At 72.0% G+C, this 25,302-nt stretch carries 20 protein-coding genes and 4 pseudogenes; 19 read left to right on the top strand and 5 right to left on the bottom strand.

Features of this window, described 5'->3' with window-relative positions; all coding sequences use genetic code 11:
- Window positions 1-265 precede the first annotated feature (265 nt).
- The 4 genes from CG719_RS15310 to CG719_RS15295 are packed head-to-tail and all read left to right on the top strand — an operon-like array spanning window position 266 to window position 3,951.
- Window positions 266-1,417, top strand: coding sequence for a Gfo/Idh/MocA family protein (locus CG719_RS15310; RefSeq protein WP_199836649.1), 1,152 nt, complete (start codon window positions 266-268; stop codon window positions 1,415-1,417).
- A complete protein-coding gene (locus CG719_RS15305) occupies window positions 1,414-2,565 on the top strand; it encodes a dihydrodipicolinate synthase family protein (protein WP_100569177.1) in 1,152 nt (383 codons plus the stop codon). The genes CG719_RS15310 and CG719_RS15305 overlap by 4 nt, the downstream gene beginning before the upstream one ends.
- A complete protein-coding gene (locus CG719_RS15300) occupies window positions 2,562-3,398 on the top strand; it encodes a sugar phosphate isomerase/epimerase family protein (RefSeq protein WP_100569176.1) in 837 nt (278 codons plus the stop codon). The genes CG719_RS15305 and CG719_RS15300 overlap by 4 nt, the downstream gene beginning before the upstream one ends.
- Before the next feature lie 4 nt (window positions 3,399-3,402).
- Window positions 3,403-3,951: a hypothetical protein gene (locus CG719_RS15295; protein ID WP_234375597.1), complete on the top strand. Its 549-nt coding sequence runs from the start codon at window positions 3,403-3,405 to the stop codon at window positions 3,949-3,951.
- Window positions 3,952-4,013: 62 nt separating this feature from the next.
- On the opposite strand, the gene CG719_RS15290 is transcribed toward CG719_RS15295, so the two are convergent.
- Window positions 4,014-4,916: a ribokinase gene (locus tag CG719_RS15290; RefSeq protein WP_100569175.1), complete on the bottom strand. Its 903-nt coding sequence runs from the start codon at window positions 4,914-4,916 to the stop codon at window positions 4,014-4,016.
- Window positions 4,917-5,001: 85 nt separating this feature from the next.
- Window positions 5,002-6,030 carry a LacI family DNA-binding transcriptional regulator gene (locus tag CG719_RS15285; protein WP_100569174.1) on the bottom strand — a complete coding sequence of 343 codons (1,029 nt, stop codon included), beginning with the start codon at window positions 6,028-6,030 and terminating at the stop codon, window positions 5,002-5,004.
- A gap of 198 nt (window positions 6,031-6,228) precedes the next feature.
- Here CG719_RS15285 and CG719_RS15280 point away from each other — a divergent pair, with 198 nt between their 5' ends.
- The 3 genes from CG719_RS15280 (at window position 6,229) to CG719_RS15270 (ending at window position 10,388) form a co-directional block, all read left to right on the top strand.
- Entirely contained in the window at window positions 6,229-6,441 is a 213-nt protein-coding gene (locus CG719_RS15280) for a DUF4287 domain-containing protein (RefSeq protein ID WP_100569173.1), read from the top strand.
- A gap of 139 nt (window positions 6,442-6,580) precedes the next feature.
- Complete coding sequence (gene recD2, locus CG719_RS15275; protein ID WP_100569172.1) at window positions 6,581-8,845, top strand: SF1B family DNA helicase RecD2; 2,265 nt, start codon at window positions 6,581-6,583, stop codon at window positions 8,843-8,845.
- Between the two features lie 253 nt (window positions 8,846-9,098).
- Window positions 9,099-10,388 (top strand): citrate synthase, encoded by a 1,290-nt coding sequence (locus CG719_RS15270; protein ID WP_100569171.1) that lies wholly within the window; start codon window positions 9,099-9,101, stop codon window positions 10,386-10,388.
- 658 nt (window positions 10,389-11,046) lie between these two features.
- Here the strand turns inward: CG719_RS15270 and CG719_RS15265 are convergent.
- A complete protein-coding gene (locus CG719_RS15265) occupies window positions 11,047-13,332 on the bottom strand; it encodes a heavy metal translocating P-type ATPase (protein WP_100569386.1) in 2,286 nt (761 codons plus the stop codon).
- 57 nt (window positions 13,333-13,389) lie between these two features.
- The gene (locus tag CG719_RS15260) at window positions 13,390-13,629 is read right to left on the bottom strand and encodes a heavy-metal-associated domain-containing protein (RefSeq protein ID WP_100569170.1); all 240 of its coding nucleotides are present in this window, start codon (window positions 13,627-13,629) and stop codon (window positions 13,390-13,392) included.
- Between the two features lie 271 nt (window positions 13,630-13,900).
- On the opposite strand from CG719_RS15260, the gene CG719_RS15255 reads away from it, so the two are divergent.
- Window positions 13,901-14,944 (top strand): zinc-dependent alcohol dehydrogenase family protein, encoded by a 1,044-nt coding sequence (locus tag CG719_RS15255; RefSeq protein WP_100569169.1) that lies wholly within the window; start codon window positions 13,901-13,903, stop codon window positions 14,942-14,944.
- Window positions 14,945-15,005: 61 nt separating this feature from the next.
- On the opposite strand, the gene CG719_RS15250 is transcribed toward CG719_RS15255, so the two are convergent.
- Entirely contained in the window at window positions 15,006-15,206 is a 201-nt protein-coding gene (locus CG719_RS15250) for a helix-turn-helix transcriptional regulator (RefSeq protein WP_100569385.1), read from the bottom strand.
- Between the two features lie 445 nt (window positions 15,207-15,651).
- On the opposite strand from CG719_RS15250, the pseudogene CG719_RS36440 reads away from it, so the two are divergent.
- The 11 genes and pseudogenes from CG719_RS36440 to CG719_RS15200 all read left to right on the top strand — a co-directional run.
- A pseudogene (locus CG719_RS36440) lies at window positions 15,652-15,789 on the top strand (5-deoxy-glucuronate isomerase); the annotation flags it as partial.
- A gap of 47 nt (window positions 15,790-15,836) precedes the next feature.
- Window positions 15,837-16,028: pseudogene (locus tag CG719_RS36435) on the top strand (3D-(3,5/4)-trihydroxycyclohexane-1,2-dione acylhydrolase (decyclizing)); the annotation flags it as partial.
- Between the two features lie 14 nt (window positions 16,029-16,042).
- Window positions 16,043-17,545: a CoA-acylating methylmalonate-semialdehyde dehydrogenase gene (mmsA, locus tag CG719_RS15235; protein ID WP_100569168.1), complete on the top strand. Its 1,503-nt coding sequence runs from the start codon at window positions 16,043-16,045 to the stop codon at window positions 17,543-17,545.
- 185 nt (window positions 17,546-17,730) lie between these two features.
- Window positions 17,731-18,240: pseudogene (locus tag CG719_RS15230) on the top strand (amino acid permease); the annotation flags it as partial.
- Window positions 18,241-18,368: 128 nt separating this feature from the next.
- Window positions 18,369-21,059 (top strand): alpha/beta fold hydrolase, encoded by a 2,691-nt coding sequence (locus tag CG719_RS15225; RefSeq protein WP_199836648.1) that lies wholly within the window; start codon window positions 18,369-18,371, stop codon window positions 21,057-21,059.
- On the top strand, window positions 21,056-21,919 hold the full coding sequence (locus CG719_RS15220) for an ABC transporter permease (protein ID WP_100569167.1): 864 nt from the start codon (window positions 21,056-21,058) through the stop codon (window positions 21,917-21,919). The genes CG719_RS15225 and CG719_RS15220 overlap by 4 nt, the downstream gene beginning before the upstream one ends.
- 192 nt (window positions 21,920-22,111) lie before the next feature.
- Window positions 22,112-22,375, top strand: a pseudogene (locus CG719_RS36430) (MFS transporter); the annotation flags it as partial.
- A 170-nt stretch (window positions 22,376-22,545) separates the two neighbouring features.
- The gene (locus CG719_RS37150; protein ID WP_324838203.1) at window positions 22,546-22,674 is read left to right on the top strand and encodes a hypothetical protein; all 129 of its coding nucleotides are present in this window, start codon (window positions 22,546-22,548) and stop codon (window positions 22,672-22,674) included.
- Between the two features lie 252 nt (window positions 22,675-22,926).
- A complete protein-coding gene (locus CG719_RS15210) occupies window positions 22,927-23,154 on the top strand; it encodes a chaplin (RefSeq protein WP_100569166.1) in 228 nt (75 codons plus the stop codon).
- A 154-nt stretch (window positions 23,155-23,308) separates the two neighbouring features.
- The gene (locus CG719_RS37355; RefSeq protein WP_234375596.1) at window positions 23,309-24,019 is read left to right on the top strand and encodes a chaplin; all 711 of its coding nucleotides are present in this window, start codon (window positions 23,309-23,311) and stop codon (window positions 24,017-24,019) included.
- Window positions 24,020-25,037: 1,018 nt separating this feature from the next.
- A complete protein-coding gene (locus CG719_RS15200; RefSeq protein ID WP_100569164.1) occupies window positions 25,038-25,277 on the top strand; it encodes a chaplin in 240 nt (79 codons plus the stop codon).
- The last annotated feature ends 25 nt before the right edge of the window (window positions 25,278-25,302 follow it).

Below are 25,302 nucleotides of genomic sequence, written 5' to 3'. Positions count from 1 at the left end.
CGCATCTCGTCGTCGTACGTGCCACCCGATACGTGCCACCCGCGCTCCGCCGCGAAGACGCGCCCGGCCCGGGGTGTCGTGCAGACCTTACGGCCACCCGGCCCGCCCGTCGGCCGCCTCGAACCACCACGTCCTGGACACGCTCTTGTCCGGACCGCCGTCCAGAGGCTAGCTTCTCTGTGTATAGAAAGCGCTTGCTGCATCGCTCACCAGTGCCACCACCGGGGGCGTACGCGGCGCGTGGACCGCGTACGAAGGGACTGACGTGACACGCAAGACGGTGCGGATCGCCATGAACGGCGTGACCGGGCGCATGGGGTACCGCCAGCATCTGGTCCGCTCGATCCTCGCCCTGCGCGAGCAGGGCGGACTCGACCTCGGCGACGGCACCGTGCTGTGGCCGGAACCGGTCCTGGTCGGCCGCCGCGAGCACGCGCTGCGGGCGCTCGCCGAGAAGCACGGCCTGGAGCACGTCTCGACCGACCTGGACGCGGTCCTCGCCGACCCGTCCGTCGACGTCTACTTCGACGCGCAGGTCACCTCGGCCCGCGAGGAGGCGATCAGGAAGGCGGTCGCCGCCGGCAAGCACGTCTACACCGAGAAGCCCACCGCCACCGGCCTGGAGGGCGCCCTGGAGCTCGCCCGGCTCGCCCGCGAGGCCGGCGTCAAGCACGGCGTCGTCCAGGACAAGCTCTTCCTGCCCGGCCTGCTCAAGCTGAAGCGGCTGATCGACGGCGGCTTCTTCGGCCGGATCCTGTCCGTGCGCGGCGAGTTCGGTTACTGGGTCTTCGAGGGCGACTGGCAGGACGCCCAGCGCCCGTCCTGGAACTACCGCGCCGAGGACGGCGGCGGCATCGTCGTGGACATGTTCCCGCACTGGGAGTACGTGCTGCACGAGCTGTTCGGCCGCGTGACCTCCGTGCAGGCCCTCACCGCCATCCACATCCCCCAGCGCTGGGACGAGAACGGCAAGCCCTACACCGCGACCGCCGACGACGCCGCCTACGGAGTCTTCGAGCTGGAGGGCGGCGTGATCGCCCAGATCAACTCCTCCTGGGCCGTCCGCGTCAACCGCGACGAGCTGGTCGAGTTCCAGGTGGACGGCACCGAGGGATCGGCCGTCGCCGGTCTGCGCGACTGCCGCGTCCAGCACCGCTCCGCCACCCCCAAGCCGGTCTGGAACCCCGACATCCCCGCCACCGAGGTCTTCCGCGACCAGTGGCAGGAGGTGCCCGACAACCAGGACTTCGACAACGGCTTCAAGGCCCAGTGGGAGCTGTTCCTCAAGCACGTGTACGCCGACGCCCCCTACCACTGGGACCTGTTCGCCGGCGCCCGCGGCGTCCAGCTCGCCGAACTGGGCCTGAAGTCCTCGGCCGAGGGCCGCCGCCTCGACGTACCGGAGATCCAGCCGTGACCATCCGACTGCCCGGCGCGGGCGGGGCGCTGCGGGCCTACGAGCCGCGCACCGAGCCGTTCGCCTCCGCCCCCGGCACGCCCTTCACCTCCCGTACGGTCTTCTCGGCGGCGCACGTCGTCGCCGACCCGTTCGCCGACGCGTCGCCCGACTCGCCCGCCGCCGTCGACTGGGACGCCACCCTCGCCTTCCGCCGCCATCTGTGGGCCCACGGGCTGGGCGTCGCCGAGGCCATGGACACCGCCCAGCGCGGCATGGGCCTGGACTGGGCGGGCGCGGCCGAACTGATCCGCCGCTCCGCTGCCGAGGCCCGTGCCGTCGGCGGGCGGATCGCCTGCGGCGTCGGCACCGACCAGCTCACCGGCGGTTCACTCGCGGAGATCCGGGCGGCGTACGAGGAGCAGCTCGCCGTCGTGGAGGAGGCGGGCGCCCAGGCGATCCTGATGGCCTCGCGCGCCCTGGCGGCCACGGCGAAGGGCCCGGAGGACTACCTGGAGGTCTACGGGCACCTGCTGCGCCAGGCCGCCGGCCCGGTGATCCTGCACTGGCTCGGCCCCATGTTCGACCCGGCCCTCGACGGCTACTGGGGCTCGGCCGACCTCGACGCGGCCACCGACACCTTCCTGGAGGTCATCGCCGCCCACCCCGACAAGGTCGACGGGGTGAAGATCTCGCTGCTGGACGCCCAGCGGGAGATCGACCTGCGCCGCCGCCTGCCGCGGGGCGTGCGCTGCTACACCGGCGACGACTTCAACTACCCCGAGCTGATCGCCGGCGACGAGCAGGGCTTCAGCCACGCGCTGCTCGGCATCTTCGACCCGCTCGGACCGCTGGCGGCCGAGGCGGTACGGGTCCTGGACACCGGGGACGTCAAGGCCTTCCGAGGCCTGCTCGATCCCACGGTCGAACTGTCCCGCCACCTCTTCCAGGCCCCCACCCGCTTCTACAAGACGGGCGTGGTGTTCCTGGCCTGGCTCGCCGGGCACCAGACGCACTTCACGATGGTCGGCGGCCTCCAGTCGGCCCGCTCCCTGCCGCACCTCGCCCGCGCCTACGAACTCGCCGACGGACTCGGCCTGTTCCCGGACCCGAGGCTCGCCGAGGAGCGGATGAGGAACCTGCTGTCGCTGTACGGGGTGAACCAGTGAGCACGGACCTGGAACGCTTCTCCATCAACCAGATGACGGTCAAGCAACTGTCACTGCCGGAACTGGTGGACACCTGCCTGGAGTTGGGCGTGCCGGGCGTGGGCCTGTGGCGCGAACCCGTCCAGACGTACGGCGTGGAGGCGGCCGCCAGGCTCGTCCGGGACGCGGGCCTCACCGTCACCACCCTGTGCCGGGGCGGCTTCCTCACGGCGATCGACCCGGCCGGGCGCGCCGAGGCGCTGGACGACAACCGCGCGGCAGTCGACGAGGCCGCGACGCTCGGCACGGACACACTGGTGCTGGTCTCCGGCGGACTGCCCGCCGGCAGCAAGGACCTGCACGGGGCCCGGGAACGCATCGCGGACGCCCTCGGCGTCCTCGGCCCGTACGCGGCCGAGCGCGGGGTCCGCCTGGCCATCGAGCCGCTGCACCCCATGTACGCCGCCGACCGCTGCGTGGTCTCCACCCTCGCCCAGGCGCTCGACCTCGCCGAGCGCTTTCCGGCCCACCAGGTCGGCGTCACCGTCGACACGTACCACATCTGGTGGGACGACAACGCCCCCGAGCAGATCGCCCGGGCGGGCGCGGGCGGCCGCATCCACACCTTCCAGCTCGCCGACTGGACCACCCCGTTGCCCGAGGGCGTGCTCAACGGCCGGGGCCAGATCGGCGACGGCTCGATCGACATGCGGGAGTGGAAGCGGTACGTCGAGGCGGCCGGCTACACCGGCGCCATCGAAGTCGAGCTGTTCAACGAGGAGTTGTGGTCCCGGAACGGACGGGAGGTGCTGGCGGAGACGGCGGAGCGGTTCGTGGCGCACGTGATCCAATGACCGCATGACGGAGAAGGACAGGAGAACGTCCCTGGGGCCGTTGGAACTGACCGACGGCCACTGGGTGGTGGGGGATTCCGGCGGGCCGAAGGGCTACTGGGTCGAACTCCGCGCGGACGGGCTGTACCAGCACGAGCCGGACTCGGAGGGACTGCTGATCCCGTGGCCCAGGGTCATGCCGGGGGTGACCTTCACCCTGGGCGCCAAGTACCCGGCGAAGGGAAACTACTCGCCGATGGGCATGCTCGGTGGCCTGCCGGGCCCCTGGAGGGGGCGGGGCGGCGGTTACCTGCACATGACCCTGCGACACCCCTACGAGGACTGGGTGGCCCGCTTCGACCGGCACCCCCGCTTCTACGGTGGCACCGAACTCGTACTGTTCGAAGAACTGCTGAGGCAGACCGCCCAGGCAGGCGAGGTGCAACTGTTCGGTGACCCGGCCTGGCTGGGGTCGGTGACCGGACATCTGGCCCTCCAGCGGCCCCGGTCGGCCCGCGCGATACGCGAGGCGGTGGCAGAGGCTCGGCGGGCCGCAAGGCCCGAGAGCTCCTGACCACTGAGGATGCCCGCCCGTCTCACAGGGCGTCGGCCTCTTTCACGCGGCGCCCGCCCGTTTCACAGGGCGTCGACCTCCGCCGCCGTGGGATAGGACTCCTGCGCGCCCCGCCGGGTGACGGCGATCGCGCCGACCCGGGCGGCGTAGGCCGCGGCCTCCTCCAGGGTCGCTCCCGCGCCCAGCCGCCAGGCCAGCGCCGCGGTGAACGCGTCGCCCGCGCCCGTGGTGTCCACGGCGTCCACCTTCACCGACGGGACCCGGGCGGACCCCTCGGCGGACGCCACCAGCGCGCCCTCGCCGCCCAGGGTGATCACCACCGAGCGCGGGCCCAGGGCGAGCAGGCCCCGCGCCCAGCTCTCGGGGGTGTCGCCTGCCTCGGGGCCACCCAGGATCACCTTGGCCTCGTGCTCGTTCACGATCAGCGGGTCGCAGGCCTTCAGGAGTTCCCGCGGCAGCGGGCGCGGCGGCGACGGGTTCAGCACGAAGCGGCTTCCCGGCGCCAGGTTCCGCACCGCCTCCACGACCGTCTCCAGCGGGATCTCCAGTTGCGCGGAGACCACCCGGGAGGCGCGCAGGAGGGCGCCGGCCGCGCGGACGTCCTCGGGGGTGAGCCGGCCGTTGGCGCCCGGCGAGACCACGATGCTGTTGTCCCCGGACGGGTCCACCGTGATCAGCGCGACCCCGGTGGGCGCCCCGCCGACCAGCACGCCCGCCGGGTCGACCCCGGCCTCGCGCTGGGCGTCGAGCAGCAGCCGGCCGTGGGCGTCGTCGCCGACCCGGGCCAGCAGGGCCGTGCGGGCCCCGAGCCGGGCGGCGGCCGCGGCCTGGTTGGCGCCCTTGCCGCCGGGATGGACGCTCAGATCGGAACCGAGCACCGTCTCCCCGGCGGCGGGCCGCCGCTCGACACCGATCACCAGGTCGGCGTTGGCCGACCCCACGACCAGGAGGTCGTAGTCGTACATGTGTGCTCTCTCCTTACGGGGGTGATTCACGAGGGGGCCCGCCGGGTCGACCGACGGTAACCGGCCATGGGGGCGCCGGTGGTGGTCAGGTCGCCGCCGGGTCGCCCGTCACCGCGTCGCCCTCCGGCTCGCCGCAGGAGCGGCGTACGACCAGCCGGGCGGGCAGGGTCACGGACCGCGCGGGCCGTCCCGCCATGCGGTCGACCAGGGCGCGAACGGCGGCCCGCCCCAGCTCGCCGGTGGGCTGCGCGATCGCGGTGATCGGCGGGTCGGTGTGCGGGAACCACGGGACGTCGTCGAACGCGGCCAGCGCGATGTCGTCCGGCACCCGCATCCCGCGCGCGCGGATGGCGTCCAGTGCGCCCAGCGCCATCAGGTTGTCGGCGGCGAACACGGCCTCGGGAGGCTCGGGCAGCCCGAGGAAGCCCTCGGTGACGCGCCGGCCGCTGCCGGCCTTGAAGTCGCCCTGGCCGGTGTACGCGTCCGGGAGCGGGAGGCCGTGGGCGGCCAGTGCCTCGCGGAACGCCTCGACGCGCTCGCGGCCGGTGGTGGTGGCCGCGGGGCCCGCGATGATCGCGAGCCGCCGGTGGCCGAGCCTGTGCAGGTGCGCGACGAGATCCCGAACGGCCGCCCGCCCGTCCGAGCGGACCACGGGCACGTCCACGCCCTCGATCCACCGGTCCACGAACACCATCGGCGTGCCCGCGCGCGCGGCGTCCAGCATCAGCGGGGAGCCGCCGTCGGTGGGGGAGACCAGCAGGCCGTCGATACGACGGTCGAGCAGCGTCCGTACATGGTGGTCCTGGAGGGCGGGCCGCTCGTCGGCGTTGCCGATGATCACGCTGTAGCCGAGGGCGCGGGCCTCCTCCTCGACGGAGCGGGCCAGCTCGGTGAAGTACGGGTTCAGCACATCGCTGATGACCAGGCCCAGGGTGCGGGTCCGGTGGGTGCGCAGGGACCGGGCGACGGCGTTCGGGCGGTAGCCCAGTGCCTCGACGGCGGCCAGCACGCGTGCGCGTGCGTCGGCGCTGACCGACGGGTGCTCGTTCAGGACGCGCGAGACCGTGGCGACGGACACGCCCGCCGCGGCGGCGACGTCCTTGATGCTCGCCATCGCCGTTCCACCTCCTCGTGGAATCGATTACACCAGGCTTATTGGAAACGATTACATCCGCCGAGGCAAGGCCCGTAGCCGGATCGTTGCCGTCCGGGGCGTGCGCGGCGCCGAATCCGCCCCCGTGCGAGCGATGAGTTCGCACTGCGGCGCCAGTCATCACATACGACAAACGTCCGCCGCAGAAAGGCACCCGCCATGTCCGCCGCCGCCAAGGGCCCCGCCGGCTACTTCCCCTCCATAGAGAAGAAGTACGGCCGGCCGATCGCCGAGTGGAAGGACCTCATCCGCTCCTCGCCGCTGACCAAGCACATGGAACTCGTCAACTGGCTCAAGGCCGAGCACGGCATGGGCCACGGCCACGCCAACGCCCTGGTGGCCCACACCCTGGCCGAGGGCACCGCCGGCTGAGCGGCGGGCTCCATCGGCGGCCCGACCGACGGTCCGGCTGACGGACTGGGCGGCGGACCCCGGCGGGACCAAGGGCGCGCAGCCGGGCCGCCCAGGCTCACCCGGCGGTGCTGTCACAGCCCGGCGGTACCGTCGGGTCATGACCACGGAGGCGAGTCGGGGCGGGCAGTCCGGTGCCGGGGAGCGGCGTCCGGCCGTGCTGGAGGGCGTGCTCGAGCGGATCACGTACGCCAACGAGGAGAACGGCTACACGGTGGCCCGCGTCGACACCGGCCGGGGCGCCGCCGACCTCCTGACCGTCGTCGGCGCGCTGCTCGGCGCCCAGGTCGGCGAGTCGCTGCGCATGGAGGGCCGCTGGGGCTCCCACCCGCAGTACGGCAAGCAGTTCCAGGTGGACAACTACACCACCGTGCTCCCGGCCACCGTCCAGGGCATCCGCCGCTATCTCGGATCCGGCCTGGTCAAGGGCATCGGACCGGTCTTCGCCGACCGCATCACCCAGCACTTCGGCGTGGACACCCTGCAGATCATCGAGGAGGAGCCGAAGCGCCTGATCGAGGTGCCAGGGCTCGGCCCCAAGCGGACCAGGAAGATCGCCGACGCCTGGGAGGAGCAGAAGGCGATCAAGGAGGTCATGCTCTTCCTCCAGACCGTCGAGGTCTCCACCTCGATCGCGGTGCGCATCTACAAGAAGTACGGCGACGCGTCGATCTCGGTGGTGAAGAACCAGCCGTACCGGCTGGCCGCCGACGTCTGGGGCATCGGCTTCCTGACCGCCGACAGGATCGCGCAGTCCGTCGGCATCCCGCACGACAGCCCGGAGCGGGTCAAGGCCGGCCTGCAGTACGCGCTGTCGCAGTCCACCGACCAGGGCCACTGCTTCCTGCCCGAGGAGCGGCTGATCGCGGACGCGGTCAAGCTCCTCCAGGTGGACACCGGGCTCGTCATCGAGTGCCTCGCACAACTCGCCGAGCCCCCCGAGGACGACGCCGACCCCGGTGTCGTACGGGAGAAGGTGCCGGGCCCGGACGGCGGCGAGGCGGTGACGGCGATCTACCTCGTGCCCTTCCACCGCGCCGAGCTGTCCCTGTCCGCCCAGGTGCTGCGCCTGCTGCGCGCCGACGCCGACCGGATGCCCGCCTTCCGGGACGTTGTCTGGGACAAGGCGCTGACCTGGCTGAAGGGCCGTACGGGGGCCGACCTCGCCCCCGAGCAGGAGGCGGCGGTCAGGCTGGCGCTGACCGAGAAGGTGGCCGTGCTGACCGGCGGCCCCGGCTGCGGCAAGTCCTTCACGGTGCGCTCGATCGTGGAGCTGGCGCGCGCCAAGAAGGCCAAGGTGGTGCTCGCCGCGCCCACCGGCCGGGCCGCCAAGCGCCTGTCGGAACTCACCGGCGCCGAGGCCTCCACCGTGCACCGCCTGCTGGAGCTCAAGCCCGGCGGGGACGCGGCCTACGACCGGGACCGCCCGCTGGACGCCGACCTGGTGGTCGTGGACGAGGCGTCCATGCTGGACCTGCTGCTGGCCAACAAGCTGGTCAAGGCCGTGCCCCCGGGTGCGCACCTGCTGTTCGTCGGGGACGTGGACCAGCTCCCCAGCGTGGGCGCCGGCGAGGTGCTGCGCGACCTGCTGGCGGACGGCGGCCCGGTGCCCGCCGTCCGCCTCACGCGCGTCTTCCGCCAGGCCCAGCAGTCGGGAGTGGTGACCAACGCGCACCGGATCAACGCCGGGCAGCATCCGCTGACCGACGGCATGAAGGACTTCTTCCTCTTCGTCGAGGACGACACCGAGGAGGCCGGCCGGCTCACCGTGGACGTGGCGGCCCGCCGGATTCCGGCCAGGTTCGGGCTCGACCCGCGCCGCGACGTGCAGGTGCTCGCCCCCATGCACCGCGGCCCGGCGGGCGCCGGCACGCTGAACGGACTGCTCCAGCAGGCGGTCACCCCGGGCCGCCCCGACCTGCCGGAGAAGCGGTTCGGCGGCCGGGTCTTCCGCGTCGGGGACAAGGTCACCCAGATTCGCAACAATTACGAGAAGGGGAAGAACGGTGTCTTCAACGGCACCGTGGGCGTGGTCACCTCGCTCGACCCGGTCGACCAGCGTCTGACGGTGCTGACGGACGAGGACGAGGAGGTGCCGTACGAGTTCGACGAACTGGACGAACTCGCGCACGCGTACGCGGTGACCATCCACCGCTCGCAGGGCAGCGAGTATCCGGCCGTGGTGATCCCGGTCACCACCGGCGCCTGGATGATGCTTCAGCGCAACCTGCTCTACACGGCGGTGACCCGGGCCAAGAAGCTGGTCGTGCTCGTCGGGTCGCGCAGGGCGATCGGCCAGGCGGTGCGCACGGTGTCGGCGGGGCGGCGCTGCACGGCGCTGGACTTCCGTCTCGCCGGCGGCTGAAAATCGCCGCCCGGAGGACCGGAAGCCAGTACCTGACGCCCCGTCACAAAAAATGATCGATCAAATGAGTCGTAAAGGTCACACAGCACTTCCCGTGGCCGGAGTGAAGGGGCAGGATGGACAGGTTGGCGGCACTGAGTGCCGCCAATGGGCCCAATGGTCGACCCCGAGTGCACTCTCCTGAGCCAAATGGGGGATGGTAGAGACAGTCAGGGCACCTCGAAGATGAGGCACTACGTCGGTGAGGGAAGACGTGAGCGACAACTCTGTAGTTCTGCGGTACGACGGCGGCGAGTACACCTACCCGGTGGTCGACAGCACCGTCGGCGACAAGGGCTTCGACATCGGGAAGCTGCGCGCCCAGACCGGTCTCGTGACCTTGGACAGCGGATACGGCAACACGGCCGCGTACAAATCCGCCGTCACCTATCTCGACGGTGAGCAGGGCATCCTCCGGTACCGCGGCTACCCGATCGAGCAGCTGGCCGAGCGCTCCACCTTCCTGGAGGTGGCCTACCTCCTGATCAACGGTGAGCTGCCGACCGTCGACGAGCTCTCCTCGTTCAAGAACGAGATCACGCAGCACACCCTGCTGCACGAGGACGTCAAGAACTTCTACACGGGCTTCCCGCGCGACGCCCACCCGATGGCGATGCTGTCGTCGGTCGTCTCGGCGCTGTCGACCTTCTACCAGGACAGCCACAACCCGTTCGACGAGAAGCAGCGCAGCCTCTCCACCATCCGGCTGCTCGCCAAGCTCCCGACGATCGCGGCGTACGCGTACAAGAAGTCGATCGGCCACCCGTTCGTCTACCCGCGCAACGACCTCGGTTACGTCGAGAACTTCCTGCGCATGACCTTCTCGGTGCCCGCGCAGGAGTTCGACCTGGACCCGGTCGTGGTCTCCGCGCTCGACAAGCTGCTGATCCTGCACGCCGACCACGAGCAGAACTGCTCGACCTCCACGGTCCGCCTGGTCGGCTCCTCGCAGGCCAACATGTTCGCCTCGATCTCGGCCGGCATCAGCGCCCTGTGGGGCCCGCTGCACGGCGGCGCCAACCAGTCCGTCCTGGAGATGCTCGAAGGCATCCGCGACTCGGGCAACGACGTCGACACCTTCATCCGCAAGGTGAAGAACAAGGAGGACGGCGTCCGCCTGATGGGCTTCGGCCACCGGGTCTACAAGAACTTCGACCCGCGCGCCAAGATCATCAAGGCCGCCGCGCACGATGTGCTCTCCGCGCTGGGCAAGGAGGACGAGCTCCTCGACATCGCCCTGAAGCTTGAGGAGCACGCGCTGTCCGACGACTACTTCGTCGAGCGCAAGCTCTACCCGAACGTCGACTTCTACACCGGTCTGATCTACCGGGCCATGGGCTTCCCGACCGAGATGTTCACGGTCCTGTTCGCCCTCGGCCGGCTGCCGGGCTGGATCGCCCAGTGGCACGAGATGATCAAGGAGCCGGGCTCCCGCATCGGCCGCCCGCGCCAGATCTACACGGGCGTGGTCGAGCGCGACTTCCTCCCGGTCGAGGAGCGCTGAGCCTCCCGGCGGCGTCACCGGCCCCATAGCATCACCGGCCCCGTATCCACGCGCAGTGCGCGGGTGCGGGGCCTCGTGTTGTGCGGATGAACTTCTCAGGCGTACTGATGTACGGGCGAGGCGCGGAGGGCGCGGATCACGGAAAAAGCGGAAGGCGCCCCGGTGTGCCGGTCCCCCCACGGGCCGACGGCCAGGGCGCCTTCCCATGTCCCGGTGCGGATTCCCCCCACGGGATCCGGCCGGGCGTTCAAGGACCAGCGCCTGAATCGCTGTGAGCACAACGAGCAGAACTCGTCGTACCTGGTGCTGTGCGGTCTGCCGGGACGCGCACGCGCGGGAGGGCCGCTCAAAGCTTCCCGGTGTACGTGCCCCGGCAACGCACCTCTGAGGAAGTCCCCCAAGACATCCTCAGATGCCGGTCAGCGCCCCCCAAGACGCTGGCCCGACATCGCCAACTTAGACCTTCGAACCCCTTCGATGGTTACGTTCACATCACTGTGATCTGCGTCTCTTGCATATGTCCGTTAGGTACGCAAGAGCCCAAGTATGGCGACCGGAACCCAAGCGTAAGGATGATGCGCGAGGCTTGTGAAGAGCTTATGTGAGGCGCGCGTTGGACTCTAGAGGGACTCTTACTTCGGTCTCGAATGCTTTTCATTCAGCGGAACGTGCGCAGCCTGAGACTGTTCGTCACCACGAACACCGACGAGAACGCCATCGCCGCTCCCGCGATCATCGGGTTGAGCAGTCCGGCGGCGGCCAGCGGCAGCGCGGCCACGTTGTAACCGAAGGCCCACACGAGGTTGCCCTTGATGGTGGCCAGCGTCCGCCGGGACAGCCGGATGGCGTCCGCGGCCACCCGCAGGTCCCCGCGCACCAGGGTCAGATCGCCGGCCTCGATGGCGGCGTCCGTCCCGGTGCCCATGGCCAGGCCCAGGTCGGCCGTGGCGAGCGCGGCGGCGTCGTTGACCCCGTCGCCGACCATCGCCACCGTCCGCCCCTCGGCCCGCAGCCGCCGGACGGCCTCGGCCTTCTCCTCGGGCAGCACCTCGGCGACCACGTCCTGCGGATCGATGCCGACGGCCCGTGCCACGGCCTCGGCGACGGCGCGGTTGTCGCCGGTCAGCAGGACCGGGCGCAGCCCCAGCGCGCGCAGCCGCGCCACCGCCTGCGCGCTGGTGTCCTTGACGGCGTCCGCGACGGCGAGGACACCGCGGGCCTGCCCGTCCCAGCCGACGACGACCGCCGTACGGCCCTCGCGCTCCGCCTCGCGCCGGGCGCGGGCCACCTCCTCGGGCAGCTCGTCGTCGAGCTCCACGAGCCGTCCCACGGCCACGTCGTGGCCCTCCACGCGCCCGCGTACTCCACGACCGGGGACGTTCTCGAAGTGCTCGACCGGGGGCAGCGGTCCCACCCGTTCTTCGGCGCCGACGGCGACGGCCCGCGCGATCGGGTGCTCGGAGGCGTGCTCCAGCGCGCCCGCGAGGCGCAGCAGCCGCTTCTCGTCGGTGCCCTCGGCGGCGTACACCTCCTGGAGGGTCATCCGGCCCGTGGTGACGGTTCCGGTCTTGTCCAGGACGACGGTGTCCACCCGGCGGGTGGACTCCAGCACCTCGGGGCCCTTGATGAGGATGCCGAGCTGGGCGCCTCGGCCGGTGCCGACCATCAGCGCGGTCGGCGTGGCCAGGCCGAGAGCGCACGGGCAGGCGATGATCAGTACCGCGACGGCGGCGGTGAACGCGGCGGTCACCTCGCCAGTGGCGAACAGCCAGGTGAGCAGGGTGCCCACGGCGATGAGCAGGACGACCGGCACGAAGACCGCCGATATGCGGTCCGCGAGCCGCTGCACCTCGGCCTTGCCGCCCTGCGCGTCCTCGACGAGCCGCGCCATCCGCGCGAGCTGGGTGTCCGCGCCGACTCGGGTCGCCTCGACGACCAGCCGGCCGCCCTCGTTGACCGCGGCGCCGGTGACCGTGTCGCCGGGGCCGACGTCCACGGGCACCGACTCGCCGGTGAGCATGGAGGCGTCGACCGCCGAGACGCCCTCGACGACCGTGCCGTCGGTGGCGACCTTCTCGCCGGGCCGTACGACGAACCGGTCGCCGACCGCCAGCGTGGCCACCGGGATCCGTGTCTCCCTGCCGTCGCGCAGGACGGAGACGTCCTTCGCGCCCAGTTCCAGCAGCGCCCGCAGCGCGGCGCCCGCCCGCCGCTTGGAGCGGGCCTCCAGATAGCGGCCGAGCAGGATGAACGCGACGACCCCGGCGGCGACCTCCAGGTAGATCGTGGAGGCCGCGTCCATCCGGGAGACGGTGAGGCGGAACTCGTGGCGCATGCCGGGCATGCCCGCGTCGCCCAGGAACAGCGCCCACAGCGACCAGCCGAACGCGGCCAGGGTGCCGATCGAGACGAGCGTGTCCATGGTGGCCGTGCCGTGCCGGGCGTTGGCCAGGGCCGCCCGGTGGAACGGCAGCCCGCCCCAGACGACGACCGGCGCGGCGAGGGTCAGCGAGAGCCACTGCCAGTACGTGAACTGAAGGGCCGGGACCATCGAGAGCAGCACCACGGGGACGGCGAGGAGCGCGGAGACGACCAGGCGCCCGCGCAGGGCGGCCAGTTCGGGATCCCGCCCCTCCTGCTCCTCGTCCGGCCGGGACTCCGCGTCCGCCGCCGGCCCGGGGGCCGGCGGCGGGGGCTCCTCGGCCGTGTAACCGGTCCTGACCACGGTGGCGATCAGATCGGCGACCGATACCCCGGCGGGGTAGGAGATTCTGGCCTTCTCCGTGGCGTAGTTGACCGTCGCGGTGACGCCGGCCATGCGGTTGAGCTTCTTCTCGACGCGGGCGGCGCAGGAGGCGCAGGTCATTCCCCCGATGAGCAGCTCGGCCTCGGCGGTGCCCGGCCGGTCGGCCGTGGGCGTCCGCGTGACGGCGTGGGTGTTCATCCGGGTGTTCATCCTCGGTACTCCAGACGGCGTACGGGCTTGGTGGACCGGCCCTCGTCAGACCTGGCCGACGAGCTCGAAGCCGGCCTCGTCGACGGCGGCGCGCACCGCCTCCTCGTCCAGCGGGGAGGCGGAGACGACGGTGACCTCGCCGGTGGAGGCGACGGCCTTCACCGAGCTGACACCGGTCACCTCGGAGAGCTCGGCGGACACGGAGCCCTCGCAGTGTCCGCAGCTCATCCCGCTCACCTTGTAGACGGTGGTGACGGTGTTCGGAGTGCCAGTCTGGATGGTCATGTCGTTCTCCTCGTCATGGCGGGTGGGGCATGTGGGTCGCGGGGAGGCCATCGGGCCCTCCACTTGTCGACACTATACCCCTAGGGGGTATTCCTCCAAGGAATCGCGGCCGGGTCGCCGCGCCGTCACCGGCAACGGAGTGACACGAGGGGCCACGGCGTCGGCGGGAGGCGGGACCAGGCAGGCCCCCCGCGTCCGGGATGTGCCCGCGTACTACGGTTTCGCCGGCGGCGGTGGGCCGCGGAGATACCGGGCGGAAAGCGAGACGGCGATGCGGGCTGTGGTGTTCGAGCGGTACGGGGAGCCGGCCGAGGTGCGCGAGGTGGCCGACCCGAGGCCCGCGGAGCACGGGGTCGTGGTGCGGGTCGAGGCGACCGGCCTGTGCCGCAGCGACTGGCACGGCTGGCAGGGCCACGACCCCGACATCACGCTGCCGCACGTGCCCGGGCACGAACTCGCCGGGACCGTCGAGGAGGTGGGCACCCGGGTGACCCGCTGGCGGCCCGGGGACCGGGTGACCGTCCCCTTCGTCTGCGCCTGCGGCACCTGCCCCGCCTGCGCGGCCGGCGACCAGCAGGTGTGCGAGCGGCAGACCCAGCCGGGCTTCACGCACTGGGGCTCCTTCGCCCAGTACGTGGCGCTCGACCACGCCGACGTGAACCTGGTCGCCGTACCCGAGGGCCTGTCCTACGCCACGGCGGCCTCGCTCGGCTGCCGGTTCGCCACCGCGTACCGCGCGGTCGTGCAGCAGGGCCGGGCGGCCGCCGGCGACTGGGTCGCCGTGCACGGCTGCGGGGGCGTGGGCCTGTCCGCGGTGATGATCGCGGCGGCCGCGGGGGCCAGGGTGGTCGCGGTGGACGTGTTCGCCCGGGCCCTGGACCTGGCCCGGAAATTCGGCGCCGCCCACTGCGTCGACGCGTCCGCCGTCGAGGACACGGCGGAGCGGGTGCGCGAGCTGACCGGCGGCGGCGCCCATCTCTCGCTCGACGCGCTCGGCTCGCCCGCCACCTGCGCCGCCTCGGTGAACGGCCTGCGCCGACGGGGCCGCCACGTCCAGGTCGGCCTGCTGCCTTCCGCGAACGGCACCACCCCGGTGCCCATGGCCCGCGCCATCGCCCTGGAACTCGAACTCCTGGGCAGCCACGGCATGGCCGCGCACGCCTATCCAGAGATGCTGGAACTGGTGCGGGCCGGAGTGCTGCGCCCCGACCTGCTGGTGACATCGGCCATCCCGCTGGCGGCGGTCCCGGACGCGCTCGCCGCGATGGGCACGGCGCCGGGATCCGGGGTCACCGTCATCGAACCGTGGAGCTGAGCCGGTACGGCGGTGCCCCACCCCGCGTGGGGCACCGCCGTACCGGTGCGACGGCCGTCGGTCAGTCGGCTCTGCGTCCGCGGTTGCCGGGCCGGGCGGCGACCCAGGCGCGGACCGTGTCGGCGTACCAGTAGGGCCTGCCGCCCTCCACATGGTCGGGCGGCGGCAGCAGCCCGTGCTTGCGGTAGGACCGCACGGTGTCCGGCTGCACCCGGATGTGCGCCGCGATCTCCTTGTACGACCAGAGCCTTCGGTCGGTCATGACGTGCACCTCCCCGCGCGCACCACGGCGGCGGCCGGAGAGGCCGTCGGGGGAGCCGGGCGCTGCGCTGGCGATCTCCAAGCCTGTGGTCGGTGAACGAGACCGACCGCGCACCGGCAAGCGGCTGTCGGCCGGGTGTGACCGAGGACCCGCGTACTCGCGACATGTGTGACACGGCGGAGGTTTTTGTGACAGAGCTGAAGCAGGCGACTTACCTGCCATGGGGTTTACGCGGCCGCACGCCGACCCTGTCGTCCGTATGTCCGGACAAACCATTGACAGGGGTCCGTGCCCGGCACTAGAACCGGGGGAGTGAAGGGAGGCCGAGGGCAGCCGATGGCGTGCGACCCGATCACCGCGCGGCCGTGCCCGCCTGCGCGGCGGCAGCCCGGCGGACCAAGAGTTCCCTCACCCGAGCGCTACGGGCACGCTGGGCGCAGACCCGCACGTGCCTCGTGCCGCACGGGCACAGAACGCCTCCGGCGCGGGATGCCGCTTCGCCCTGGCAGGAGCGAAGTGCGAGCGTCGACTCCCCGCCCGCTACGGCCCCGCGCCGGAGGTCCCGACAGCCCACCGCGGGGCGGCGGCAGGCCGCACTCCGCCCGAGCGCGGAATCCGTGCGCCGTCCCCGCCGCGTCCCGCGCGGCGGACACTCCCACATGTGTCTACATGGAGACGGAAACCGCAGACACAGTGTCGGGCGCGCCTTCCGCGCAGGCCTGGTGGGATGTACCTGTGGCCGGGACCGCGGCGCGCTTGTCGCGGGTCACGGCACATGAGCTGTACGCACGGCACGTTTTGACCCGTCGCCGCCATCTGTGAAGGAGTAACCGGGCATGACGAAGATCGTCAACCACTGGATCGGCGGGAAGACCGTCGAAGGCGCCTCGGGGACGTACGGGCCGGTCACGGACCCGGCGACCGGCGAGGTCACCACCAAGGTCGCGTTCGCCTCCGTGGAGGAGGTGGACGCCGCGGTCGCCGCCGCGAAGGACGCGTACCTGACCTGGGGGCAGTCCTCGCTCGCCCAGCGGACCTCGATCCTGTTCAAGTTCCGCGCGCTGCTGGACGCCCACCGCGACGAGATCGCCGAGCTGATCACCGCCGAGCACGGCAAGGTGCACTCCGACGCGCTCGGCGAGGTCGCGCGCGGCCTGGAGATCGTCGACCTGGCCTGCGGCATCAACGTGCAGCTCAAGGGCGAGCTGTCCACCCAGGTCGCCACCCGCGTCGACGTGGCCGCGATCCGGCAGCCGCTGGGCGTGGTCGCCGGCATCACGCCATTCAACTTCCCGGCGATGGTCCCGATGTGGATGTTCCCCATCGCCATCGCGTGCGGCAACACCTTCGTGCTGAAGCCGAGCGAGAAGGACCCGTCGGCCTCCCTGAGGATCGCCGAGCTGCTGGCCGAGGCCGGGCTGCCCGACGGCGTCTTCAACGTGGTCCACGGCGACAAGGTGGCGGTGGACCGCCTCCTTGAGCACCCGGACGTCAAGGCGGTCTCCTTCGTCGGCTCCACCCCGATCGCCCGCTACATCCACACCACCGCTTCCGCGAACGGCAAGCGCGTGCAGGCCCTCGGCGGCGCCAAGAACCACATGCTGGTGCTGCCGGACGCCGACCTGGACGCGGCCGCCGACGCCGCCGTCTCGGCCGCGTACGGCTCGGCGGGCGAGCGCTGCATGGCCATCTCGGCCGTCGTCGCCGTCGGCGCGATCGGCGACGAGCTGGTGGAGAAGATCCGCGAGCGCGCCGAGAAGATCAAGATCGGCCCCGGCAGCGACCCGTCCTCCGAGATGGGCCCGCTGATCACCAAGGCGCACCGCGACAAGGTGGCCTCGTACGTGGAGAACGCCGCGAGCGAGGGCTCCGAGGTCGTCCTGGACGGCACCGGCTATACGGTCGAGGGCTTCGAGGACGGCCACTGGGTCGGCATCTCGCTGCTGGACAAGGTGCCCACCAGCGCCAAGGCCTACCAGGACGAGATCTTCGGCCCAGTGCTGTGCGTGCTGCGCGTGGACACCTACGAGGACGGTGTGGCGCTCATCAACGCCTCGCCGTTCGGCAACGGCACGGCGATCTTCACCCGGGACGGCGGCGCGGCCCGCCGGTTCCAGCTGGAGATCGAGGCCGGCATGGTCGGCGTCAACGTGCCGATCCCGGTGCCGGTGGGCTACCACTCCTTCGGCGGCTGGAAGGACTCGCTCTTCGGCGACCACCACGTCTACGGCAACGACGGCACGCACTTCTACACCCGCGGCAAGGTCGTCACCACCCGCTGGCCGGACCCGTCCGAGGCCCCCGCGGGCGTGGACCTCGGGTTCCCGCGCAACCACTGACCGGCGCGAGGCCTGACGGTCTAGATCCCCGGCCGTCGTCCCCCGGCCGTCGCCGCAGGCGATGACGAGGCCGTCCGATATGCGGACGGCCTCGTCATCGGGTTCGCACCTGCACCGCCACGGCACTGACGATCACATGCTGTGGATCTTTGTGGCCTGCTGCTACTCTGAGCTGGGCACCGTCCCTATCCCTCTGCGTGGCCCTGGCGATCATCAACGCCGGCATCGTCATGGTCATCCAGAACTCCCGCGTGCTGTTCGCCTCCGCTCGCGACAAGGCCTGGCCGGAGCCGGTCAACAAGGCCTTCTCCAGGCTCGGCCGCTTCGGCTCCCCGTGGGTCGCCACCCTCGCGGTGGGCGTGCCCGGCGCGCTGCTGTGCTTCGTCAACCTGGACACCCTGTACGGCGTCACGGGCGTTTCGGTGACCGGGATGTACCTGCTCGTCGCGGTCGGCGCGCTGCTGGCCCGCCGCGGCTCCCACAAGCACACGCCCGCGTGGCGCATGCCCCTGTGGCCGGCCGTGCCCGTGCTGCTCATCGCACTCCTGGCCTACATCCTCAGCCGGCAGGACATCACCTACCTGCTGCTGACCGGCGGCATCATGGCGGTCGCCACCCTCTACTGGGCCCTCTACCTCCGTCCCCGCCGCGACACCCGCTGGCTGGTGTCCATCCCGGAGGACGCCCGGCCCTAGGGGGTCGGAGCCGCCGCCGCGTACCGCGAACGCGGTACACCGCGGCCGCCCCGTACTCCCCGAGGAGGTGCGGAGGTTCGGTCCGGCGGCGGCTTCGGCTGTCGGTGGCGGCCCGTACCGTGGAGGGCATGGATCTTCGACCGCCCGGACTGCGCGGGCTGCTGCGGAGGCCCCGGCGCCTGCTGGCCGCCGGGGCCGCCGTCGTCGTGCTGGCCGGCGCCGGCACGTGGACGGCGATCGCCTCCGACGACCCGCCCCCGGTGCACCGCGCCGACCAGGTGCTGGCCATGGGCGACGGGGTGCGCGTCGACACCTCGTACTTCACCCCGGCCACGCCCGGCCGCCACCCCGCCGTCCTGCTCGGACACGGCTTCGGCGGCAGCAAGGACGACGTACGGCGCCAGGCCCAGGATCTCGCCAGGGACGGATACGCGGTGCTGACGTGGTCGGCGCGCGGCTTCGGCAGATCCACCGGAAAGATCGGGCTGAACGACCCCAAGGGCGAGGTCGCCGACGTCTCCAGGCTGATCGACTGGCTGGCGCGGCGGCCCGAGGTGCGGCTCGACGGGCCCGGCGACCCGCGCGTGGGCGTGGCCGGAGCCTCCTACGGCGGGGCGATCTCCCTCCTCGCCGCCGGATACGACCACCGGGTGGACGCCATCGCCCCGGCGATCACCTACTGGAACCTCGCGGACGCGCTCTTCCCGGGCGGCGTCTTCAAGAAGCTGTGGGCGGGCGCCTTCGTCAACTCCGGCGGCGGATGCGCGAAGTTCGAGCCCGCGCTGTGCCGGATGTACGAGCGGGTCGCCGAGTCGGGCAAGCCGGACGCCGAGGCGCGCGCACTGCTCCAGGAGCGCTCGCCGTCCGCCGTCGCCGACCGCATCAAGGTGCCGACCCTGCTCGTGCAGGGCCAGACGGACTCCCTCTTCCCGCTCGGCCAGGCCGACGCCGCCGCCACGGCGATCCGCGCGAACGGCGCCCCGGTCGACGTCGACTGGATCGCGGGCGGCCACGACGGCGGCGACATGGAGACCAGCCGCGTCCAGGCGCGCGTGAAGACCTGGTTCGACCGCTACCTCAAGGGCGACAAGAACACCGACACCGGCCCCGTCTTCCGCGTCACCCGCACCGGAGGCGTGGACTCCACCGACGGCAGGGCCCTGCTGCGGGGCGCGAGCGGAAGCACGTACCCGGGCCTCGAAGGCGTGCAGCGGTCCATCGCCCTGCGCGGAGGCGAGCGGCGCTTCGAGAACCCCGCCGGGGCCAACCCGCCCGCCGTGTCCGCCCTGCCGGGCCTCGGCGGCTCCGGCGGACTGTCCCAGCTCTCCTCGCTGGGCGTCGGGGTGTCCCTCGACTTCCCCGGCCAGTACGCGCGCTTCGACTCCGCACCCCTCGGCGCCGGCCTGCGCGTCACCGGATCGCCCACGGTGACCGTCCACGTCACCTCGACCGCCGACGACGCGGTGCTCTTCGCCAAGCTCTACGACGTCGGACCGGGCAAGCAGCAGCCGGTACTGCCCTCCCAGCTCGTGACCCCCGTGCGCGTCGAGGGCGCCAAGGCGGGCAAGGACGTCACCCTCACCCTCCCGGCCGTCGACCACGAGGTGCAGAAGGGCCACCGGCTCCGCCTGGTCCTCGCCTCCACCGACCTCGGCTACGCCTCACCGGCCGCCCCGGCGACGTACACCGTCGGCCTGAAGAGCGACCTGAAGGTGCCGACCGCCCCGGGCGTGACCACCACGGCGGCACCGCTGCCCGCCTGGGTGTGGTGGCTGCCGCTCGCCGGCGCCGCGGTCGCGCTCGCCGTGCTGCTGACGGCCCGCCGCCGCACGGCCGCGCCCGCGCCCGACCCGGAACTGGCCGACGTCCCGCTGCGGATCACAGGGCTGAGCAAGCGCTACGCGAAGTCGGCCGACCTCCCCCAAGCTCTCGGCTTCGCTCGAGCAGGGGGGACCCCCATCGCGGTACGGGACCTCTCGTTCCAGGTGGACAAGGGCCAGGTCCTCGGCCTGCTCGGGCCGAACGGCGCGGGCAAGACCACCACCCTGCGCATGCTGATGGGCCTGATCCAGCCGGACGACGGCGAGATCCGCGTCTTCGGCCACGCCATACGGCCGGGCACGCCCGTGCTGTCGCGGGTCGGCGCCTTCGTCGAGGGCGCCGGCTTCCTGCCCCATCTGTCCGGCCGGGAGAACCTGGAGCTGTACTGGCGGGCCACCGGCCGCCCGCCCGAGGACGCGCACCTGGACGAGGCCCTCCGGATCGCCGGCCTCGGCGACGCCCTGGCCCGTGCCGTACGCACCTACTCGCAGGGCATGCGCCAGCGCCTGGCGATCGCGCAGGCCATGCTCGGCCTGCCGGACCTGCTGATCCTGGACGAGCCGACCAACGGCCTCGACCCGCCCCAGATCCGCGAGATGCGCGAGGTGATGATCCGCTACGCGGCCGGCGGCCGCACGGTGATCGTCTCCAGCCATCTGCTCTCCGAGGTCGAACAGTCCTGCACCCACCTGGTGGTGATGGACCGGGGACGTCTGGTGCAGGCGGGTCCGGTCGGCGAGATCGTCGGCTCCGGCGACACGCTGCTCGTGGGGACCGCCACCCCGGTGGAGGACCCGGTCGTGGAGAAGGTGTCCGCCCTGCCGGACGTCGCCTCGGCGCTGCGCACCGAGGACGGCCTCCTGGTCCGCCTGGAGACCGGCGGCACGGCGCAGGACCTGGTCGCGGAGCTGGTGCGCCTGGAGGTGCCCGTCGTCGCGGTCGGCCCCCACCGCCGGCTCGAAGACGCCTTCCTCACCCTGATCGGAGGTTCCGCATGAGCACGCTCGCCGAGAGCACCGAGGTCGCCTCCGGTTACCGGGCGGGCCGCACCCTGCCCCTGCGAGTGGAGCTGGTGCGGCAGTTCAAGCGGCGCCGCACGCTGGTCATGGGCGGCATCCTGGCCGCGCTGCCCTTCGTGCTGGCCGTCGCCTTCGCGATCGGCGGAGGTCCGGGCGGCCGCGGTGACCGGGTGACGCTGATGGACACGGCCACCGCGTCCGCCGCCAACTTCGCCGCGGTGAACCTGTTCGTCTCGGCGGGCTTCCTGCTGGTGATCCCGGTGGCGCTGTTCTGCGGTGACACCGTCGCCTCCGAGGCGAGCTGGTCCTCCCTGCGCTATCTGCTCGCCGCGCCCGTGCCGCGGGCCCGGCTGCTGTGGTCCAAGCTCGTCGTCGGACTCGGGCTCAGCCTGGCCGCGATGGTGCTGCTGCCGCTGGTGGCGCTCGCCGTCGGCACCGCCGCCTACGGCTGGGGCCCACTGCGGATACCCACCGGCGGCGCGCTCGACGCGGGGACCGCCGCGCAGCGGCTGCTGGTGGTCGTGGCGTACATCTTCGTGTCGCAACTGGTCACCGCGGCCCTGGCGTTCTGGCTGTCCACCAGGACGGACGCGCCCCTTGGCGCCGTGGGCGGCGCGGTCGGCCTGACCATCGTGGGCAACGTCCTGGACGCCGTCACGGCCCTCGGGCACTGGCGCGACTTCCTGCCCGCGCACTGGCAGTACGCCTGGGCCGACGCCGTGCAGCCGCACGCCGAGTGGTCCGGCATGATCCAGGGCACGGCGGTCTCCGTCAGCTACGCGCTGGTGCTGTTCGCCCTGGCCTTCCGCGGGTTCGCCCGCAAGGACGTGGTGTCGTAGCAGCCCCTGCCCGCGGCGGAGCCGGGCGAGGGGGCTCGGGTACTGAGCGCCTCGGCCTGGCTGCCGTGGCTGATTATCGGTCTCCCCGTCGGAGCCCGGGTGGACCGGATGCGGCGCAAGCCGGTGTCATGCTGACCGCTGCCGCGGTGTCCTTCCTGCTGTTCTCCGTGGTTCCGGTCGCGGCATGGACCGGCGAGCTTCCAGCAGCGCTACTGCCCGCCGGAACTCCTCGGACGTCTCACGGCGAGCGCGGCTTTCCTCAACTACGGAACGATCCCGCTGGGTGCTCTGCTCGGCGGATGGCTGGGAACCACGACGGCCGGTGTACCGCTGGCCGCACTCGTCCTCGTTTCCTCCCCCATCGGGCGCTCTCGTGATTTGCCGACGGCGCCCCGGCCCAGGAATGCCCCGGAGCACGTACGCCCTCATCCGGAGCCGTCACCACCGCGGCACTGAACACTCCGCCGGTCGACGATCCGGACTGCTTGTGTGTTTTTTGGACTCCCGTGATTTTCCTCAGTTTTGAATGCGATGGGGTCCAAGCGGGTGAACCCCCGCAACCAAACATGCCGCACCGGGTTGATGAAGTCGTAGGACGTGCGTCGCTACGAGGAAAGGAACGGGCAGTGCTCAAGAAGGCAAAGGTCGCCGCGGCAGCCGCCGCCCCCGTCGCCGGTATGCCGGTGGCGGCCGCTCCCGCGGCGCTCGCCATCGGCGACGACCTGTCGGTTCTCTCCGTCAGTACCGGGAGCTGAACCGGATCAGGTCCGCCCAGGGCCCGCCGCTTTGCCGGGGGCTGCCCGTACCTTTCCGAAGAACCCTTTCCAGACAATGCAGTCGAGGGTGAATCGTATGGTCGCGCGGGTCAAACGAGTGAAGTGCTCGGCGACTCACGTTCCGCGTTTTTCCATTACGGCTATTCCTCGTTCAGCATCACGACCGTATCGGTTGTGTTCACTCGGTTTCAGACCGCCATCGGGGCATCGACCCCAAGAAGGGAACAATTCATGAAGAAGAGCGTTGCTGTCGTCACCGGCGCCATCGTGGCCCTGGGCATGGCGGGCCCCGCCTTCGCCGACTCCGGAGCCGCGGGTACCGCCACGAACTCCCCGGGCGTGCTCTCGGGCAACGTCGTCCAGGTTCCCGTGCACGTGCCGGTCAACGTCTGCGGCAACACCGTCAACGTCATCGCGCTGCTGAACCCGGCGTTCGGCAACGTCTGCGCCAACGGCTGACCGTCCGGCGCACCCAGCCGCACCGGCTGTGTCACGGCCGGCCTTGGACACCGATCTCTCGCCCAAGGCCGGCCTTCCCACTTCTTCAAGCCGCTCGGAGCGAGTGGCTGCAAGCAGGAAGACAACGAGATTGCGACAGACTCTGAGCAGGGGAGTGTTCGCGGCCGCCGCCGCGACGAGCATGCTGACCCTGTACGGCAGCCCCGCCCTGGCCGACTCGCACGCCGACGGTGCCGCCGCGAACTCCCCGGGCGTGCTCTCGGGCAACGTCGTCCAGGTTCCCGTGCACGTGCCGGTCAACGTCTGCGGCAACACCGTGAACGTGGTGGCGCTGCTGAACCCCGCGTTCGGTAACCACTGCGCCAACGGCTCGGCGCCGACCGCGGTGCCGACACCCGGGGTCACGCCGCCGCCTGTGGCGACGCCGACGCCGACTGTCCCGCCTGTGGCGACGCCGACGCCGACTCTGCCGCCTGTGGCGACGCCGACGCCGACTCTGCCGCCTGTGGCGACGCCGACGCCGACTCTGCCGCCTGTGGCGACGCCGACGCCGACTGTCCCGCCTGTGGCGACGCCGACTGTGCCGCCTGTGGCGACGCCGACGACACCGGCGCAGACGCCGGTTGAGGCCACGCCGGACGCGGGGACCCCGTCGCAGGTGGACGAGGCGACGCCAGAGACCCAGCGTGCCCAGACCCTGCCGGCTCCGGCGTCCTTCGAGGAGGGCACGCCCGACGCGGCCCCGCAGCTTGCCGAGACCGGCACGGGCGCCCTGGTGGCGTCCTCGGCCGCCAGCGCGGCCCTGATCGCCGGCGGCGCGTTCCTCTACCGCCGCGGCCGCACGGCGACTCAGCGCCAGAGCTGAACCCACGGGCCACCGCATCGGCCCCCACGGGTGCCGGACACGACGTCCGGCACCCGTTTGCGTCTCTACAGCCGACTGGCGCGGTTGCTTTGCGCCGACTGGGGCGGTGGCTTTGCTGACTTCCGCCGGGGTGGTCTTGCAGTCGGTTGGCGCGGAGGCCTTGCGGACTTCGGTCGTGGTGGTTGCAGACAGCTGACGCGGTTGCCTCGCTGCCGGCCGTCGCGCGGGCCTTGCTGCCGGGCCGGGCGTGTGTCTTGCTGACGCCAGGAGCGACCACCATCGGCCCAGCTCTGCGCGAGGTCCTGGCCTGCCTGGGCGCTGGCCTGCTTGAGGCGCTGACATGCCCGAGGCGCTGGCACTGGCTAGCCGCGGCCCCACTGGGTCCGGTGCTCCTGGCGTGCCGCTGGTCCCCGTCCCGGCTCGCCGTCGGTTCCGCCGTGTGGCGTGCCGTTGGCCCCACTCCACGCCCGGCCTCGGCCCGACCACGCTGCGTCCCTGCCCCCAGTGTGCTATCTCCCTCGCTCTGACTTGCCGCTGGTCGCGGACGTCGGGTGCTGTTGCCTCGCGCGATTCCCGGCCTTGGGCCGCCCGCGGCCCAGCCCCGCCGCGGCCCCGCTGCGGGCCTGTCCCCGGCGTGCCACCACCCGCGCCCCGGCTTGCCGCTGGTGCCACTGCGCCCCGCGGCCCCGCTCCATCACGCTCCCAGCCTGCCGCCGTTCCTGCCCCTGGCCTGCTGCCGGCCCCCACCCTGACTTGTGGCTGCCCCTGACAGTGGCCCTGCCCCGCCCTGCCCTCAGACCCGGCCCGCCGCGATCCGGTCGCGTCCCCACTCCCGACGTGCCGTCGGCCGCCCGCCCTTGGCGCGCCCCCGTGCCCCCCGGCGCGCAACCCGCCCGCATGCCCCGGAACTTTCGATATCACTCATTTGGCGGCACAACTCGCGGGAGCGCCGCGCGTTGACACAGCGCCGGGCATCCCGCCCGGGTGTTTTTGCGTCAACCCCAAGGAGCACTTCTCCATGTCGCGTATCGCCAAGGGCCTTGTCCTTACCTCCGTCGCCGCCGCGGCCGTCGCCGGTGGTGCCGGCATCGCCGCCGCCAGCAGCGGCGCGACCGGCGGCGCCGCCAACTCCCCGGGCGTGCTGTCGGGCAACGTCGTCCAGGTTCCCGTGCACGTCCCGGTCAACGTCTGCGGCAACAGCATCGACGTCATCGGCGTGCTGAACCCGACGTTCGGCAACGCCTGCGTCAACGGCTGACGTCCGCGCGTATTCGTCCGGCCGG

Source organism: Streptomyces sp. CB01373 (genome assembly GCF_002803075.1).
GTDB lineage: Bacteria > Actinomycetota > Actinomycetes > Streptomycetales > Streptomycetaceae > Streptomyces.
Note: the sequence above shows the minus strand (reverse complement) of the source record. Positions and strands in the feature narration are given on the sequence as shown.

Bases quoted from the DNA above. Each gene is read 5' to 3' on its own strand.
- CG719_RS15255 (WP_100569169.1), top strand. From the start codon at position 13,901: ATGCGGGCTGTGGTGTTCGAGCGGTACGGGGAGCCGGCCGAGGTGCGC.
- CG719_RS15210 (WP_100569166.1), top strand. From the start codon at position 22,927: ATGAAGAAGAGCGTTGCTGTCGTCACCGGCGCCATCGTGGCCCTGGGC.
- CG719_RS15290 (WP_100569175.1), bottom strand. From the start codon at position 4,916: ATGTACGACTACGACCTCCTGGTCGTGGGGTCGGCCAACGCCGACCTG.
- CG719_RS15200 (WP_100569164.1), top strand. From the start codon at position 25,038: ATGTCGCGTATCGCCAAGGGCCTTGTCCTTACCTCCGTCGCCGCCGCG.
- mmsA (WP_100569168.1), top strand. From the start codon at position 16,043: ATGACGAAGATCGTCAACCACTGGATCGGCGGGAAGACCGTCGAAGGC.
- CG719_RS15280 (WP_100569173.1), top strand. From the start codon at position 6,229: ATGTCCGCCGCCGCCAAGGGCCCCGCCGGCTACTTCCCCTCCATAGAG.
- CG719_RS15295 (WP_234375597.1), top strand. From the start codon at position 3,403: ATGACGGAGAAGGACAGGAGAACGTCCCTGGGGCCGTTGGAACTGACC.
- CG719_RS15265 (WP_100569386.1), bottom strand. From the start codon at position 13,332: ATGAACACCCACGCCGTCACGCGGACGCCCACGGCCGACCGGCCGGGC.
- CG719_RS15225 (WP_199836648.1), top strand. From the start codon at position 18,369: ATGGATCTTCGACCGCCCGGACTGCGCGGGCTGCTGCGGAGGCCCCGG.
- CG719_RS15285 (WP_100569174.1), bottom strand. From the start codon at position 6,030: ATGGCGAGCATCAAGGACGTCGCCGCCGCGGCGGGCGTGTCCGTCGCC.
- CG719_RS15250 (WP_100569385.1), bottom strand. From the start codon at position 15,206: ATGACCGACCGAAGGCTCTGGTCGTACAAGGAGATCGCGGCGCACATC.
- CG719_RS15260 (WP_100569170.1), bottom strand. From the start codon at position 13,629: ATGACCATCCAGACTGGCACTCCGAACACCGTCACCACCGTCTACAAG.
- recD2 (WP_100569172.1), top strand. From the start codon at position 6,581: ATGACCACGGAGGCGAGTCGGGGCGGGCAGTCCGGTGCCGGGGAGCGG.
- CG719_RS15220 (WP_100569167.1), top strand. From the start codon at position 21,056: ATGAGCACGCTCGCCGAGAGCACCGAGGTCGCCTCCGGTTACCGGGCG.